This window comes from Cupriavidus sp. PB-02, from assembly GCF_058252315.1.
This window is the reverse complement of record NZ_CM177694.1, coordinates 3,264,318-3,279,862: the sequence shown is the minus strand read 5'-3', so window position 1 is coordinate 3,279,862 and position 15,545 is coordinate 3,264,318. Positions and strand designations below refer to the sequence as shown.

General features: G+C 67.7%; 13 protein-coding genes. 6 read left to right on the top strand and 7 right to left on the bottom strand.

The window, feature by feature from the left end:
• Positions 1-12 precede the first annotated feature (12 nt).
• Complete coding sequence (locus AC10V3_RS15355; RefSeq protein WP_022536126.1) at positions 13-474, bottom strand: tripartite tricarboxylate transporter TctB family protein; 462 nt, start codon at positions 472-474, stop codon at positions 13-15.
• A 362-nt stretch (positions 475-836) separates the two neighbouring features.
• Here AC10V3_RS15355 and AC10V3_RS15350 point away from each other — a divergent pair, with 362 nt between their 5' ends.
• Positions 837-2,615, top strand: a complete 1,779-nt coding sequence (locus AC10V3_RS15350; RefSeq protein WP_022536125.1) for a potassium/proton antiporter — start codon at positions 837-839, stop codon at positions 2,613-2,615.
• An 84-nt stretch (positions 2,616-2,699) separates the two neighbouring features.
• Here AC10V3_RS15350 and AC10V3_RS15345 read toward each other — a convergent pair whose 3' ends face one another.
• The 3 genes from AC10V3_RS15345 to AC10V3_RS15335 all read right to left on the bottom strand — a co-directional run bounded on the left by AC10V3_RS15345 (position 2,700) and on the right by AC10V3_RS15335 (position 5,522).
• Entirely contained in the window at positions 2,700-3,695 is a 996-nt protein-coding gene (locus tag AC10V3_RS15345) for a tripartite tricarboxylate transporter substrate binding protein (RefSeq protein WP_022536124.1), read from the bottom strand.
• 27 nt (positions 3,696-3,722) lie between these two features.
• Positions 3,723-4,178, bottom strand: a complete 456-nt coding sequence (locus AC10V3_RS15340) for a DUF2214 family protein (protein WP_022536123.1) — start codon at positions 4,176-4,178, stop codon at positions 3,723-3,725.
• Between the two features lie 123 nt (positions 4,179-4,301).
• Positions 4,302-5,522, bottom strand: a complete 1,221-nt coding sequence (locus tag AC10V3_RS15335; protein WP_041681118.1) for a CaiB/BaiF CoA transferase family protein — start codon at positions 5,520-5,522, stop codon at positions 4,302-4,304.
• A 296-nt stretch (positions 5,523-5,818) separates the two neighbouring features.
• Between AC10V3_RS15335 and alaS the strand changes: the two genes are divergently transcribed.
• Entirely contained in the window at positions 5,819-8,443 is a 2,625-nt protein-coding gene (gene alaS, locus AC10V3_RS15330; protein WP_349608776.1) for an alanine--tRNA ligase, read from the top strand.
• A gap of 234 nt (positions 8,444-8,677) precedes the next feature.
• Here alaS and AC10V3_RS15325 read toward each other — a convergent pair whose 3' ends face one another.
• The 3 genes from AC10V3_RS15325 to AC10V3_RS15315 all read right to left on the bottom strand — a co-directional run bounded on the left by AC10V3_RS15325 (position 8,678) and on the right by AC10V3_RS15315 (position 11,934).
• On the bottom strand, positions 8,678-9,436 hold the full coding sequence (locus AC10V3_RS15325; protein WP_022536120.1) for a slipin family protein: 759 nt from the start codon (positions 9,434-9,436) through the stop codon (positions 8,678-8,680).
• A 2-nt stretch (positions 9,437-9,438) separates the two neighbouring features.
• Positions 9,439-10,938: an NfeD family protein gene (locus AC10V3_RS15320; RefSeq protein ID WP_454752253.1), complete on the bottom strand. Its 1,500-nt coding sequence runs from the start codon at positions 10,936-10,938 to the stop codon at positions 9,439-9,441.
• A 102-nt stretch (positions 10,939-11,040) separates the two neighbouring features.
• Positions 11,041-11,934, bottom strand: a complete 894-nt coding sequence (locus AC10V3_RS15315; RefSeq protein ID WP_022536118.1) for a LysR family transcriptional regulator — start codon at positions 11,932-11,934, stop codon at positions 11,041-11,043.
• A gap of 132 nt (positions 11,935-12,066) precedes the next feature.
• On the opposite strand from AC10V3_RS15315, the gene AC10V3_RS15310 reads away from it, so the two are divergent.
• The 4 genes from AC10V3_RS15310 (at position 12,067) to AC10V3_RS15295 (ending at position 15,539) form a co-directional block, all read left to right on the top strand.
• Positions 12,067-13,326 (top strand): YbfB/YjiJ family MFS transporter, encoded by a 1,260-nt coding sequence (locus AC10V3_RS15310; RefSeq protein WP_490922443.1) that lies wholly within the window; start codon positions 12,067-12,069, stop codon positions 13,324-13,326.
• 146 nt (positions 13,327-13,472) lie between these two features.
• Complete coding sequence (locus AC10V3_RS15305; RefSeq protein WP_022536116.1) at positions 13,473-14,246, top strand: class II aldolase/adducin family protein; 774 nt, start codon at positions 13,473-13,475, stop codon at positions 14,244-14,246.
• 38 nt (positions 14,247-14,284) lie between these two features.
• Positions 14,285-14,473 (top strand): 4-oxalocrotonate tautomerase, encoded by a 189-nt coding sequence (locus AC10V3_RS15300; RefSeq protein WP_010813672.1) that lies wholly within the window; start codon positions 14,285-14,287, stop codon positions 14,471-14,473.
• Positions 14,474-14,501: 28 nt separating this feature from the next.
• Positions 14,502-15,539: a threonine aldolase family protein gene (locus tag AC10V3_RS15295; RefSeq protein ID WP_349608780.1), complete on the top strand. Its 1,038-nt coding sequence runs from the start codon at positions 14,502-14,504 to the stop codon at positions 15,537-15,539.
• Positions 15,540-15,545 lie beyond the last annotated feature (6 nt).

Here is a 15,545-nt window from a genome sequence, read left to right as displayed (position 1 = left end):
TTGGCGGGCTCCTTAGCTTGCCAGGAAAGCCGGCCACACCGGCATCTGCAGGTTGATGCCGTACACGAACGCGCCCAGGCTGATCAGCACCAGGATGATCGCGTTGAGGATGGCGCCCTTCCAGCTGAACTCGTGGCTGGCCATCGACGACACCAGCACCAGCACCAGCACCGACAGCACCATGCCCAGCGGCTTCAGCAGCAGGCCGAACAGCACCACCGAACCGAGAATCCACAGCAGCGTCTTGATGTCCCAGCGGGCCAGGCTGTCTTGTTCCATCTTGGACGACAGCGAACCAGCCAGCACCAGCACGCCCAGCAGGGCAAGCACGATGCCGAGCCAGAACGGGAAGTATCCAGGTCCCATTTTTGCGGCAGTTCCCATGGAATAGCCGCGTGCGACCCAGGAAAAGCCGAATCCGACCAGGATGAACATCAGGCCGGAGGCGAAGTCCTTTTGGCTACGTATGCGCAAAGTGAATCTCCTCGAAAAGACGCTTGAAATCTGTGGCGGGCCCCTTGCTGCACTGCGTCAATGCGCGATGAAGAAGGGGGCCCTCCTGCGGGCAGGGTGGAAGTTAAGGGGGCGACCTTTCAGCTACCTTTCAGATGTCTGCAAACAGGGTCATGCTGAGGGTATCCCCTAGTGAATCAGCGCTTAAAAGCGCCGCCGGGCCAGACTGGAGGCCGCTTCGCGGGCGGGCGGGCGGGGCTGCGTGGGGGCTGCTGCGCTATCATCCGGGGCACCCTGCGCGGACCTGCCGCGCGGCGCAAGGGTGGCATGCTGTCAGGTTTGAAAGGTTCCGCAAGGCACCTCAATGCAACGAAAGGAGCGGTTTGGAGAGCATCGACCACGTCATCCTGATCGGCGCCGTCGTGATGTCCCTGGGCATCGTGCTGGGCGCCTTCTCGGCACGCCTGGGCGTGCCGTTCCTGCTGGTCTTCCTGGCCGTGGGCATGCTGGCGGGCGTGGACGGGCCGGGTGGCATCCGCTTTTCCGACACCTGGCTGAGCTTCCTGGTGGGCAACCTGGCGCTGGCGATCATCCTGCTCGACGGCGGGCTGCGCACGCGCTTTGCCACTTTCCGGGTGGCGCTCAGGCCATCGCTGTCGCTGGCGACCGTGGGCGTGCTGGTGACGGCGGCGCTGGTGGGGGTGTTTGCCGCGTGGCTGCTGGGCATCGACTGGCGGCTCGGGCTGCTGCTCGGCGCGATTGTCGGGTCGACTGACGCCGCGGCGGTGTTCTCGATGCTCCACAGCAGCGGCATCCGCCTGAAGGACCGGGTGGCGAGCGTGCTCGAGATCGAGTCGGGCATCAACGACCCGATGGCGATCTTCCTGACCCTGACGCTGATCGAATGGCTGACCGCGCCCGATGGCCTGACGCCGCTGGGCCTGGTCACGCGGCTGCTGGTGCAGTTCGGCGTGGGCGGCGTGCTTGGCCTGGCGCTGGGCTATTGCCTGGCGCGCGTGCTGGAGCGCATCCAGGTCGCCGAGGGCCTGCAGGCGATCATGCTGTGCTCGGGCGGCGCGATGGTATTCGCGCTGGTGCAGACCGCCGGCGGCAGCGGCTTCCTGGCGGTGTACCTGACCGGCATGCTGGTCGGCAACCGCGAACGCGCCGTCACGCCCGACACCATGCGCGCGATGGACGGCATGGCCTGGCTGGCGCAATCGGCGATGTTCCTGCTGCTCGGCCTGCTGGTGTCGCCGCACCGGATCTGGGAAGTGGCCGGACCGGCCGCGGCGGTAGCCGCCTTCCTGATGCTGGTGGCGCGCCCGGTGGCGGTGTGGCTGGCGCTGCTGCCGTTCCGCTTCAATGCGCGCGAGACCGGATTTATCGCCTGGATGGGACTGCGTGGCGCGGTGCCGATCGTGCTGGCGCTATTCCCACTGCTGCGCGAGGTGCCGCAATCCGGGCTGCTATTCCGCATTGCCTTTGCCGTGGTGCTGGCCAGCCTGCTGTTCCAGGGCACCACGGTGTCGGTGGCGGCGCGGCTGGCGCGCGTGCGCCGGCCGGGCTACCCGGAGCCGGTCGCGCGCTCGCGCCTGCGCGGCACACGCGCGCCGATCCTGGAAGTGATGCAGTTCTGCGTGGGCCCGAACGCACCGGTGGAGAACGTGCGTGCCGACCAGCTCGAACTGCCGCCACGCTGCAGCCTGATGACGGTGGCGCGCGACGACGCGCTGGTGGCGCCTGACCAGACCATGCTGCGCGCCGGCGACAGCGTCTGCGTACTGGCGCCGACCACGACGCTGCCGATGCTGTCGGCGATGTTCCAGGCGCCGGGGCGCGCGCCGACCTGGGAAGAGGTCTCGCACGATTTCCTGCTGTCGGGGGATGCGCCGCTGCGGGACGTGGCGGCGATGTATGGCACGCGTGCACTGACGCCAGAAGAAGAACCGCTTACGCTGGAAGCGGCGATGCAGCGGGTGTTCACCTCGCCGCCGGTGGAGGGCGACAGTGTCGAGATTGCGGGGTTGCCGTTGACGGTGATGCGGATGGAAGGGCCGCAGATCCTGCAGGTCGGATTGCTGTTGCCGCGGCTGGAGGGGGATTCCGGCGGGCGGATATGGAAGCGGCGCAAGGCTGCGCAGGCGCGGGGGGCGGAGTAGGGCGCCCCAGATGCAAACACGCCGGCGCAAGGAAAAAGGCGGCCGCGGCCGCCTTTTTCCTTGCAAATGAAAGACTCTCTGGCCTCAGTCCACCTTCGCCCCCGACACCTTCACGATCTGCGCATACTTCTTCAGTTCCCGCTGGATCAACGCCGAAAACTGCTCCGGCGTGGTCGGCGCCGGCTGCGCCCCGATGCGCGCCAGCCGTGCCTTCATATCATCGGTCTTCAGGATCGCCACGATCTCTTGGTTAAGCCGCTCGACGATCTCCCGCGGCGTGTTGGCCGGCGCGAACACACCGAACCAGGTCGAGATATCGAAGCCCTCCAGCCCCAGGCCCTTGCCCGCCTCGGCAATGGTCGGCAGCTCCGGGAACGCCGCTGCACGGCCCGCGGTGGTCACGGCAAAGGCCTTGAGCTTGCCTGCCTTGATATTCGCCGACGCCGAAGCCAGGTTGTCGAAGATCAGGTCGGTCTGGCCCGACAGCACTGACAGCTGCGCCGGTGCGGCGCCGTTGTAGGGGATATGGACCATGCTGACCTTGGCCATGCTCTTGAACAGCTCGCCCGACAGGTGGCCGGCGCTGCCGTTGCCACCGGAGGCGTAGTCCAGCTTGCCCGGGTTCTTGCGCGCGTACGCGACCAGGTCGCGCACATTGTTGATATGCAGTTCGGCCGCCTTGCCGGGGTGCATCACCAGCACATTGGGCACGTCCGCCACCAGCGTGATCGGCGCGAAGTCTTTCACGGGGTCGTACGGCATCTTGCTGAACAGCGTCGGGTTGATGGCATGCGTGGCCACCGCGCCCATCACGATGGTGTAGCCATCGGCCGGCTGCTTGGCGACGTAGTCCGCGCCCAGGTTGCCGCCGGCGCCCGGTTTGTTCTCCACCACTACCGGCTGGCCCAGGCTGTCGCGCAGCTTCTCGCCGATGGCGCGCGCGACGGTGTCGAGCGGGCCGCCGGCCGGGTAGGGCACCACGAAGCGGACCGGCTTGGTCGGATACGAGGCAGCCGCCATGGCGGCCGTGGCGGGGACCATCGCCGCCATCATGGCGGCGGCAAGCAGTTTCTTCAGCATGTCGGGACTACAGCAGGATTGGAATTGTTATCGGGCACCGATGCCGCGCGCCATCATCACGGCGCACAACGGCAGCAGGATCAGCAGGTGGGCCTCGATCATGACCCAGCGGCGCGCCGCCTTCAGCTCGGACGGCGGCGGCACGTAATCCGGCAGCCTGCGCGCCTGCTTGCGCCAGCGCGCAATGGCAAAGGTCGGCGGCAGCGAGCACAGCGCGATCAGCACGAACACGCCCACCTTGGCGTGGAACCACGGATTGTGCAGGTAGAAGTCGAGGCCCTTGGCGCCGTAGAACAGGCGCAGCAGGCCGGTGCCCAGCACCACCATCGCGGACAGGAAGTAGAACAGGTCGTACAGCGACAGGCGCCGCACCGCGGCCGGCGTGATTTCCGGGCGCAGCACCACCGCCTCGGCGGCCATCAGGGTGATCAGGACGAAGATGGCAAGGAAATGCAGGAAGGCCAGGATGGCATCGGTCAGCATGGTTTCTCCTTGGCTTTGCGCGAGCCGGCAGGGCGCCAGCCCGGGGAAGGGACTTCAGTCGGGGACAGAACGGCTTCCGGAAAGCGCCGACGGCAAGACCTCGCCGCCGGCAGGAGGAGAATCTTACAGCACACCCTTTGCACGTAGTGCTTCGATCTGCTCAGCACTGTAGCCCAGCGTCTCGGCCAGCACCGTGTCGGTGTGCTCGCCCAGCAGCGGCGGATGGCGCAGCGCCTCGGGCGGCGTGGCGCTCATCTTGATCGGGCTCCCGACCAGCTTGACCTCGCCGGCGCTCGGGTGGGGCAGGTCCACGCGCAGGCCGCGCGCCTTGACCTGGTCGTCCTGGAACACGTCGTCGAGCGTGTTGATCGGGCCGCACGGCACGCCGGCCGCCTCCAGGTCGCGGATCCACTGCGCGCGGGTGCGCGGGCGCACCATCTCGGCCAGGATCGGCACCAGCACGTCGCGGTTGGCCACGCGCTGCGGGTTGGTGGCAAAGCGCGGGTCGTCGGCCAGCTCGGGCTTGCCGCCGTCCGTGACGAACTTGCGGAACTGCCCGTCGTTGCCCACCGCCACGATCAGCCAGCCGTCGGCGGCTTGAAAGGTCTGGTAGGGGACGATGTTGGGGTGCGCGTTGCCCCAGCGGCGCGGCGCCTCGCCGCTGGCCAGGTAGTTGGTGTTCATGTTGGCCAGCATCGCCACCTGCACGTCCAGCAGCGCCATGTCGATGTACTGGCCCTCGCCGGTGCGGTCGCGGTGCGCCAGCGCCGCCAGCACGGCGATGGTGGCGTACTGGCCGGTCATCAGGTCGGAGATGGCCACGCCGGCCTTCTGCGGGCCGCCGCCCGGCAGGTCGTCGCGCTCGCCGGTCAGGCTCATGAAGCCGCCCATGCCCTGGATGATGAAGTCGTAGCCGGGGCGCGCGGCGTATGGGCCGGTCTGGCCGAAGCCGGTGACCGAGCAGTAGATCAGGTCGGGCTTGACCTGCCTGAGCGATTCATAGTCCAGGCCGTACTTCTTCAGCTGGCCGACCTTGTAGTTCTCCAGCACCACATCGCTCTGCGCGGCCAGTTCGCGCACGATCTGCTGGCCTTCCGGCGTGCTGATGTCACAGGTGACCGAGCGCTTGTTGCGGTTGGCGGCCAGGTAGTAGGCGGCCTCGGCGGTGTCGCGGCCGTCCGCGTCCTTGAGCCAGGGCGGGCCCCAGGTGCGGGTGTCGTCGCCCGCGCCGGGACGCTCGACCTTGATCACATCGGCGCCGAAGTCGGCTAGGTTCTGGGCGCACCAGGGCCCGGCAAGGACGCGGGTCAGGTCGAGGACGCGGAGATGGCTTAAGGCTCCCATGGCGGTAGGCGAATGCTGAGGTAGGGCGGGGGAAGAATCGGAAAACCGGCTGCCGGCGCTGCGACGCTGAAGGGGGCGGCGCGGGTTGCCTGCACTGTACCACCGGGCTTGGGCGAGGCGGGGTGACGGGTGGCGCATCGGGCTCTTTATGGCGTGGGATTTGGGCGATAGCCGGCCGGGCCCGAGGCGCCGGCCCCGGTGTGCCTTGCGGGCTGGCTTGCCCGTATAATCAACGGTTTGCAAATCCAATACTGACTCGTCGCGCCTTGTTAAGTGCGGCAAGCGTCCGCCATCCCATGAAAGTCTCAGACATTCGCAGCAAGTTCCTGCAGTTCTTCGAATCGAAGGGCCATACCGTGGTCCGCTCGTCCAGCCTGGTGCCGGCGAACGACCCGACGCTGCTGTTCACCAATTCCGGCATGGTGCAGTTCAAGGACGTGTTCCTGGGCACCGATAAGCGCTCGTACACCCGCGCGACCTCGTCGCAGCGCTCGGTGCGCGCCGGCGGCAAGCACAACGACCTGGAGAACGTGGGCTACACCGCCCGCCACCATACGTTCTTCGAGATGCTGGGCAACTTCTCGTTTGGCGACTACTTCAAGCGCGATGCCATCCTGTACGCGTGGGAACTGCTGACCAAGACCTACCAGCTCCCGGCCGAGAAGCTGTGGGTGACGGTCTACGCCGAAGACGACGAGGCCTACGACATCTGGGCCAAGGAAGTGGGCGTGCCGGCCGAGCGCATCGTGCGCATCGGTGACAACAAGGGGGCGCGCTACGCCTCGGACAACTTCTGGCAGATGGCCGACACCGGCCCCTGCGGCCCGTGCTCGGAAATCTTCTACGACCACGGCCCGGAAGTGTGGGGCGGCCCCCCCGGATCGCCCGAGGAAGACGGCGACCGCTACATCGAGGTCTGGAACCTGGTGTTCATGCAGTTCAACCGCGACGAGCAGGGCAACATGACGCCGCTGCCCAAGCCGTGCGTGGACACCGGCATGGGCCTGGAGCGCATCGCCGCGGTGCTGCAGCACGTGCACAGCAACTATGAGATCGACCTGTTCCAGGCACTGATCAAGGCTGCCGCGCGCGAGACCCATATCGACAACCTGAACCAGAACTCGCTGAAGGTCATTGCCGACCATATCCGCGCGTGCTCGTTCCTGATCGTCGACGGCGTGATCCCCGGCAACGAAGGCCGCGGCTACGTGCTGCGCCGGATCATCCGCCGCGCCATCCGCCATGGCTACAAGCTGGGCCAGAAGACCCCGTTCTTTCACAAGATGGTGGCCGATCTGGTCGAGCAGATGGGCCAGGCCTATCCCGAACTGGCTGAAGCCCAGTCGCGCGTGACCGAAGTGCTGAAGGCCGAGGAAGAGCGCTTCTTCGAGACCATCGAGAACGGCATGTCGATCCTGGACGCCGCGCTGGCTGACCTGAAGCTCAAGGGTGGCAAGACGCTGGACGGCGAGCTGGCGTTCAAGCTGCACGACACCTTCGGCTTCCCGCTCGACCTGACGCAGGACGTTTGCCGCGAGCAGGAAATCGGCGTGGATGAAGCGGCGTTCGACGCCGCGATGAGCCGCCAGCGCGAGCAGGCGCGTGCTGCCGGCAAGTTCAAGATGGCTGCGGGGCTGGAGTACACCGGTGACAAGACGGTGTTCCATGGCTACGAGAAGCTGGAGCTGCCGCAGGCCAAGGTCACCGCGCTGTACGTGGACGGTGCCGCGGTCGACGCCATGCAGCCGGGCCAGACTGGCGTGGTGGTGCTCGACAACACCCCGTTCTACGCCGAATCCGGCGGCCAGGCTGGTGACCAGGGCGTGCTGAAGGCAGGCAATGCTGTCTTTGCCGTGGCTGACACGACCAAGATCCAGGCCGATGTGTTCGGCCACCAGGGCACGCTGGAAGGCGGCGCGCTGAAGGTGGGCGACGCCGTGACGGCACAGGTCGACGCGCTGCGCCGTGCGCGCACTGTGCGCAACCATTCGGCCACCCACCTGATGCACAAGGCACTGCGCGAAGTGCTGGGCAGCCACGTGCAGCAGAAGGGCTCGCTGGTGGATGCAGACAAGACCCGCTTCGACTTCTCGCACAATGCGTCGCTGACCGACGAACAGATCCGCCGCGTGGAAGAGATCGTCAACGCCGAGATCCTGCGCAACGAAGACACGCACGCCGAGATCATGCCGTTTGATGACGCGGTCAAGAGCGGTGCGATGGCACTGTTCGGCGAGAAGTACGCCGATGATGTGCGCGTGCTGTCGATCGGCACCTCGAAGGAACTGTGCGGCGGCACCCACGTGCACCGCACCGGCGACATCGGCCTGTTCAAGATCGTGATGGAAGGTGGCGTGGCCGCCGGCATCCGTCGAGTGGAAGCCATCACCGGTGATAATGCGCTGCATTACCTGCAGAAACTGGATGCGAAGCTGAACGAAGCCGCGGCGGCGCTGAAGGCCCAGCCTTCAGAGCTGGTGCCGCGTATCGGCCAGGTGCAGGACCAGGTGCGGGCGCTGGAGAAGGAGCTGGAGCGCCTGAAGAGCAAGCTGGCGGCGTCGCAGGGCGATGAGCTGGCGGCGCAGGCGGTCGACATCAAGGGGCTGAAGGTGCTGGCTGCCCAACTGGATGGCGCTGACGTCAAGACGCTGCGTGAGACCATGGACAAGCTGAAGGACAAGCTGCAGAGTGCGGCCATCGTGCTGGGTGCTGTGTCGGATGGCAAGGTCAGTCTGATTGCTGGTGTGACTGCCGATGCGACGGGCAAGGTGAAGGCTGGCGAACTGGTCAACTTTGTGGCGCAGCAGGTGGGTGGCAAGGGTGGTGGCCGGCCGGATATGGCGCAGGCTGGTGGTACCGAGCCGGCCAAGTTGCCGCAGGCGCTGGCTGGGGTTAGTGAGTGGGTGGCTTCAAAGGTTTGATTGTCGAATGAATGAGGGGCGCTTCGGCGCCTCTTTTTTTCGGATATGCATTTAGGTGATGATCGACGGCCGGGCCCGGCCCGTCGCGGCTGGTGACATGTTGCAGCTGGGCGGAACCAAGCGGTTCAACAACGACAACATGTCACCAGCCGCGAAAGCCGTTGAGCCACAGGCGCGCGAGCGGTCGAGCAACGACACGACGCAACTTGCAGCGCAGGCCTCCCCCATCCCCCTTCACCCCCGTTCCCCCTTGCTCCCTAACACCGTCAACAACTCCATCGGCAACGGAAACACGATCGTCGAACTCTTATCCCCCGCAATCTGCGTCAACGTCTGCATATAGCGCAGTTGCATCGCCTGCGGCTGCCGCGCCAGCATCTGCGCGGCCTCGAGCAGCTTCACGGAAGCCTGCAATTCGCCCTCGGCATGGATCACCTTGGCGCGCCGCTCGCGTTCCGCTTCGGCCTGCCGCGCAATCGCGCGGATCATGGTTTCGTTCAGGTCGACATGCTTGATCTCGACGTTCGATACCTTGATGCCCCAGCCGTCTGTCTGCGCGTCCAGCGCCTGCTGGATGTCGAGATTGAGCTTCTCCCGCTCGGCCAGCATTTCATCCAGTTCGTGCTTGCCCAGGACCGAGCGCAGCGTGGTCTGCGCCAGCTGGCTGGTGGCTTCGAGGAAGTTGGCGACCTGGATGATGGCGCGCTCCGGGTCCACCACGCGGAAGTACACGACCGCGTTCACCTTCACCGAGACGTTGTCGCGAGAAATGACGTCTTGTGGCGGCACGTCCATCACCACCGTGCGCAGGTCCACCCGCACCATCTGCTGCACGGCCGGGATGATCAGCACCAGTCCCGGCCCCTTGACCTTCCAGAAGCGTCCGAGCATGAACACCACGCCGCGTTCGTATTCGCGCAGCACGCGGAATGCCGTGATGACGAGCAGTGCCAGAAGGAAGATCAAACCGCCGAAGCTAAATCCGAAGGCCATGGTCAGGCTCCCTTGTCTGGAGTCGGTTGGGGTGGAGTTGGAGAGAGCGGGGCGTTGCCGGCGGCGACCACGTCAAGCACCAGGCCGTGCCGGGCGGTGACCTGCACCGGTGTGCCGCGCGCCAGCGGGGTGGCGCTGCGCACGCGCCAGTTCTCGCCGCGCACCGAGGCCCAGCCTTCATCGCGCAGGTCGTCGAGCAGTTCGCCGTGGCTGCCGACCAGCGTGTCGGCGCCGCTGACCACCGGCCGCTTGCGCGAGCGCACCAGCACCGCCGACATGCCGAACACGAAGATCGCCGACATCGCCGACAGCGCCGCCACCATCGGCAGCGGTACGCCGAAGCCGGGCACGTCGGTGTCGATCAGCATTACCGCGCCGAAGGCAAAGGCAATGATGCCGCCCACCCCCAGCGCGCCGAAGGTCGGCAGGAACAGCTCCGCCACCATGCAGCCGATGCCCAGCGCCACCAGCGCCAGCCCGGCGTAGTTCACGGGCAGCATATGCAGCGCGAACAGCGCCACCAGCAGGCAGATCGCGCCGGCGATGCCGGGCACCACCATGCCGGGCGTGGAGAACTCGAAGATCAGCCCGTAGATGCCGATCATCAGCAGCATCAGCGCCACGCTGGGTTCGGTGATCACGGCCAGGAAGCGGCTGCGCCAGTCGGGTTCCAGTTCGACCACGGGCGCATTGGCGGTGTGCAGCACGCTGTCCTTGCCGCCGGCCGCGGTGAGCTTGCGGCCCTCGACCTGGCGCAGCAGGGAGGGCAGGTCGGGGGCGACGATGTCGATCACGCGCTGGGCCAGTGCCTCGTTGGCGGACAGGCTGACCGATTCGCGTACCGCGCGCTCGGCCCACTCGGCATTGCGCCCGCGCAGTTGCGCCAAGCCGCGGATATAGGCCGAGGCGTCGTGCATCTGCTTGCGCGCCATGGTGTCGGTGCTGGCCGGTTCGCTGGCCGGGGCGGAAGCGGGGCTGGCGCCGGGCAGGGCGTCGGGCCGCTGCGGTCCGCCGATGCCGACTTGCACGGGGGTCGCGGCCCCCAGGTTGGTGCCGGGCGCCATCGCCGCGATGTGGCTGGCGTAGAGGATGTAGGTGCCGGCGCTGGCGGCGCGCGCGCCGCCCGGGTAGACGTAGCTGGCGACCGGCACCGGCGAGGCCAGGATCGCCTGGATGACCTCGCGCATCGACGCATCCAGCCCGCCGGGGGTGTCCATTTCCAGCACCACCAGCTGGGCGCCGGCCTCGCGGGCGCGCGTCATGCCGCGCAGGACAAAGCTGGCGCTGGCCGGGCCGACCGCGCCCTTTAGCGGGATCACGTAGACCGGCGCCGTGGCCGTGGCGGCTGGTGCCGAAGCGGGGCCGGCCGGCGGTGCGGCGCGGGCATGGAAACTGGCGAGTGTGCTGGCGAGCGCGGCGGCGCAGCACGCCAGTGCCAGGCCGACCAGCAGGCGGCCGTGCAGCAGCCGAAGGGCCCGCGCGAGCGCGGTGGCAGGTTTCATCAGGAGGGGCGGGGCACGCAGGGTGCCGTGGTGGCGCCACTTCCAGTGTAGGCCACCGGGCACATCTTGCACGGAGACGTGCCGCTGTCCCGCTTGTGGCGCTCAGGCTGCCGCCAGTTCAGGCTTGTCGGCCGGGCCCGGCGCTTGCGCCGTGAGCGCGTCGACGAGCGCATGCAGCGCCGCGCTGGCCATGGCCGGGTGCCACGCCAGCATGGTGCGCACGCGCCCCGCCGCGCCCAGGCTGTGCTGGCTGATGGCCGGCAGGTCGCGGTACAGGCCCAGCACCGAGCGCGGCACGATCGCCGCGCCGATGCCGGCCGCCACGCAGGCGACGATGGCGTGATACGAGCCCAGTTCCAGCACGCGCGGCGGCGGCGCATCGCCGGTGGCGTACCAGGCCTCGACCCGGGCGCGGTAGTTGCAGCCCGGCTCGAACGCCAGCAGCGTCGGCACTTCCAGGTCGGCGGCGGTGCGGATCGGACGATGGCGCTCGCGCGCGATCACCACCAGTTCTTCCTCGAAGGCCGGGATGGTGGACAGCGCCGGGTCCGGGACCGGCTCGGCGACAAAGGCGCAGTCGACCTCGAAGCGCGCCAGCGCATCCAGCGCCTGGCGCGTGGCCAGCGTCACCAGTTCCAGCTGCACCTCCGGCCAGGCCTGGTGGTACGCGGCGAGCACATTGGGGAGGCGGCTGGCCGCGGTGCTTTCCATCGAGGCGATGCGCAGCCGTCCATGCGGGCGTGCCGGCAGCACCGCCTGGCGGGCCTCGTCGGTCAGCTTCAGGATGCGGCAGGCGTAGTCGAACAGGGTCTGGCCGGCGGGCGTCAGCACCATGCGCCGGCCGTCGCGTACGAACAGCTCGACGCCGAGCGACTGCTCAAGCTGGCGGATGCGGGTGGTGACATTGGACTGCACCCTGTGCAGTCGCTCGGCCGCGCGGGTAATGCCACCGGCTTCGACCACGGTGCGGAAGATTTCGAGGGCAGCGAGATCCATGGGCAGTGGCTCCGGAACAATACATCTCGTATCAGGATGCTTGGCATCTTGATAATTCATTTTTCGGGATGGTTTCCAAAGCGTAGCATACGGAGATCGCAATGCAACCGCTGCCCCCGACCAGCTACCGACATGCCCAATCTGCACAGCATCGATCCTGAACACGCCGCGGCCACCGGCGCCGGCCCGGCCGCGCGGGTGGTTGCGCGCAAGGCCGGACCGGTGGCGGTGGCGATGGCCGGGCTGGTGTCGCTGGCGGTGGTGATGGGCATCGGCCGCTTCGCCTTTACGCCACTGCTGCCGATGATGCTGCATGACGGCAGCGTCACGCTGCACGAGGGCGGCTGGCTGGCCACGGTCAACTACATCGGCTATTTTCTCGGCGCCGCCGTGTGCATGTTTATCCGGCCCGACGCGGTGCGCATGCTGCGCTGGGGGCTGGTGGCCACGGTGCTGCTGACGCTGGGCATGGCACTGCCGGGCGGCATGCCGGCCTGGTCGCTGTGGCGCGCCGCCGCGGGCGTGGCCAGCGCGGTGGTGATGGTCTACACCGCCGGCTGGTGCCTGCAGCGGCTGGCGGAGCTGGGCAAGCCGGAGCTCGCCGGGCTGATCTTCTGCGGGCCGGGGCTTGGCATCGTGGTCACGGGGCTGGGCACCTCCGGCATGGTCGGCGCGGGCTGGCATGCCGACTACGGTTGGCTGGCGTTCACGGCGCTGGCCGCAGTGCTGGTGGCGGCGGTGTGGTGGGTATTCGTGTCGGAACCGGCGCCGGTGCAAAGCGCCGCCGTGCAGGAAGACCTTCCGGCGGACAACCACGCCGCCCGGCTCGACGCCCAGACCTGGACTCTGACGCTGGCCTACGGGCTGGCCGGCTTCGGCTACATCATCACTGCGACCTTCCTGCCGGTGATCGCGCGTGAAGCGCTGCCGGGCACGGTCTGGGCCGACCTGTTCTGGCCGATCTTCGGCGCGGGCGTGGCGGTAGGCGCCTTGCTGGCCACCCGGATCGGCATGGCGCACGACAGCCGCAAGCTGCTGACGATTGCCTACAGCATGCAGGCGCTGGGCGTGGCGCTGGCGGTGGTGTTTCCGACCGTAGTGGGCTTCGCGCTGAGCAGCCTGCTGGCGGGGCTGCCGTTCACCGCGCTGGTGGCATTTGCGATGCGCGAGGCACGCCGGCTGTGGGGCCCGCACGCGCCGCGGCTGATGGGCCTGATGACGGCGTCCTACGGCTTCGGCCAGATCGCCGGGCCGCCATTGGCGACCGCGCTGGTGGCGCGTACTGGGGGCTTCGCCAGCTCGCTCGCGTGCGCGGCGGCGTCGCTGCTGCTGGGGGCGGTGGTGTTCGCCTGGATGCGCCGCGCCTGGCCGCTGGAAGGCGCCCGGAGCTGACCGGCAAGGTGCGCTACAGTATGGCCTTTGCCGCCTGAAGCGCCACGCGTTGCGGCTGCGCCCCGCAGCCGCGCGGCCGGTGGCGCGGCACAGAAGGCCGGGGCCGTACCCGGCACGCGAGACGGGCGGCGCAGGAGCGACCCCCCATGTCTTTTGCCTTGCAGCCCGCGCGTGCCGCGGGCACTGCCCATCCCGTTTCCGCCGAAGAGCAGCGCGTGCGCGTGGACCTTGCCGCCGCCTACCGCCTGGCCGCGCGCGAGGGCTGGGATGACCTGATCTACACCCATATCTCCGCCACGGTGCCGGGCGAGCCCGACCACTTCCTGATCAACCCCTTCGGCTTTGCCTTCGACGAGATCCGCGCCAGCGACCTGGTCAAGATCAACGGCCGTGGCGAGGTCGTTGGCGAAACGGTGCATCCGGTCAACGTGACCGGCTTCGCGCTGCATGCCGCGGTGCATGCGGCACGTCCCGACGCGATGTGCGTGATGCACCTGCATAACACCGCCGGTATCGCGGTGTCCGCGCAGGCCGCGGGGCTGTTGCCGCTGTCCCAGCACGCGATGCGCTTCCACGGCCGCATCGCTTATCACGATTACGAAGGGCTGGCCTTCACCCCGGCCGAAGGCACGCGCCTGACGGCCTCGCTGGGCGAGCATCCCGCCATGCTGTTGCGCAACCATGGCACGCTGACAGTGGGCCGCACCGTGGCCGAGGCCTATGTGCTGATGGCGACGCTGATCAAGGCGTGCGAGATCCAGATCGCCGCGCAGGCCGGCGGCGCGCTGGTGCAGCCGGATGCCGCGGTGGTGCACAAGGCGTCGGAACAGCTGTACGACAACGGCGCGGTCGAGGGCGCATTGGAGTGGCCCGCGTTGCTGCGCAAACTGGATAGAATCGATCCCTCGTACCGGGACTGATCCCCGGCGACAAGATCAATCAAGCACAGGAGCATTGCATGCCGACTTTCCACGTTGAAATGTTTGAAGGCCGTACCATCGAGCAGAAGCGCAAGTTCGTCGAGGAAGTGACGCGCGTCAGCTGCGAAACTTTGGGCTGCTCGGCCTCGGCCGTCGACATCATCATCACCGACATCAAGCGCGAGAACTGGGCCACCGGCGGCGAGCTGTGGGCCGACAAGAAGTAGGACCCGACCCAGCTTCGCACCGGACACCATGCAGCACTTCGCCTCTGACAACTACGCCGGCTTCTGCCCGGAATCGCTGAAGTATTTCCTGGAAGCCAACGCCAGCGGCCACGAACAGGCCTACGGCGACGATACGTGGACCCAGAAGGTCTGCGACCGCATCCGCGACCTGTTCCAGACCGACTGCGAAGTGTTCTTCGTGTTCAACGGCACGGCGGCCAACTCGCTGGCGCTGTCGGCGCTGTGCCAGTCGTACCACTCGGTGATCTGCCACGAGCTGGCGCATATCGAGACCGACGAATGCGGCGGCCCGGAGTTCTTTTCCAACGGCTCCAAGCTGCTGACCGCGCCCGGCGCCGACGGCAAGCTCACGCCCGACGCGGTCGAGGCGCTGGTGACGCGCCGCTCCGATATCCACTATCCCAAGCCCAAGGTCGTGTCGCTGACGCAGTCGACCGAAGTCGGCACGGTCTACACGGTGGAAGAGGTGCGCGCGATTGCCGCCATCGCCAAGCGCCGCCAGCTGCGCGTGCATATGGACGGGGCGCGCTTTGCCAACGCGGTGGCATCGCTGGGCGTGCATCCGTCCGAGATCACCTGGCGCGCCGGCGTCGACGTGCTGTGCTTCGGCGGCACCAAGAACGGCCTGCCGGTGGGCGAGGCGGTGGTGTTCTTCGACCGCCGCCTGGCCGAGGACTTTGCCTATCGCGTCAAGCAGGCTGGCCAGCTGGCGTCGAAGATGCGCTTTATCTCGGCGCCGTGGCTGGGTTTGCTCGAGAACGACGTGTGGCTCGCCAACGCGCGCCATGCCAATGCGATGGCGCAGCTGCTGCAGCAGCGCATCGCCGATATTCCGGGCGTGCGCATCATGTTCCCGACGCAGTCCAACGCCGTCTTCGCCGAGCTGCCGCTGCCGGCGATCGAGGCGCTGCGCGCCAAGGGCTGGCGCTTCTACACCTTTATCGGCGCCGGCGGCTGCCGCTTCATGTGTGCGTGGGACCTGCAGCCGCAGACGGTGGAGGCGCTCGCCGCCGACATGCGCGCGGCCTGCACCGCCGCAGCATAGTGAACC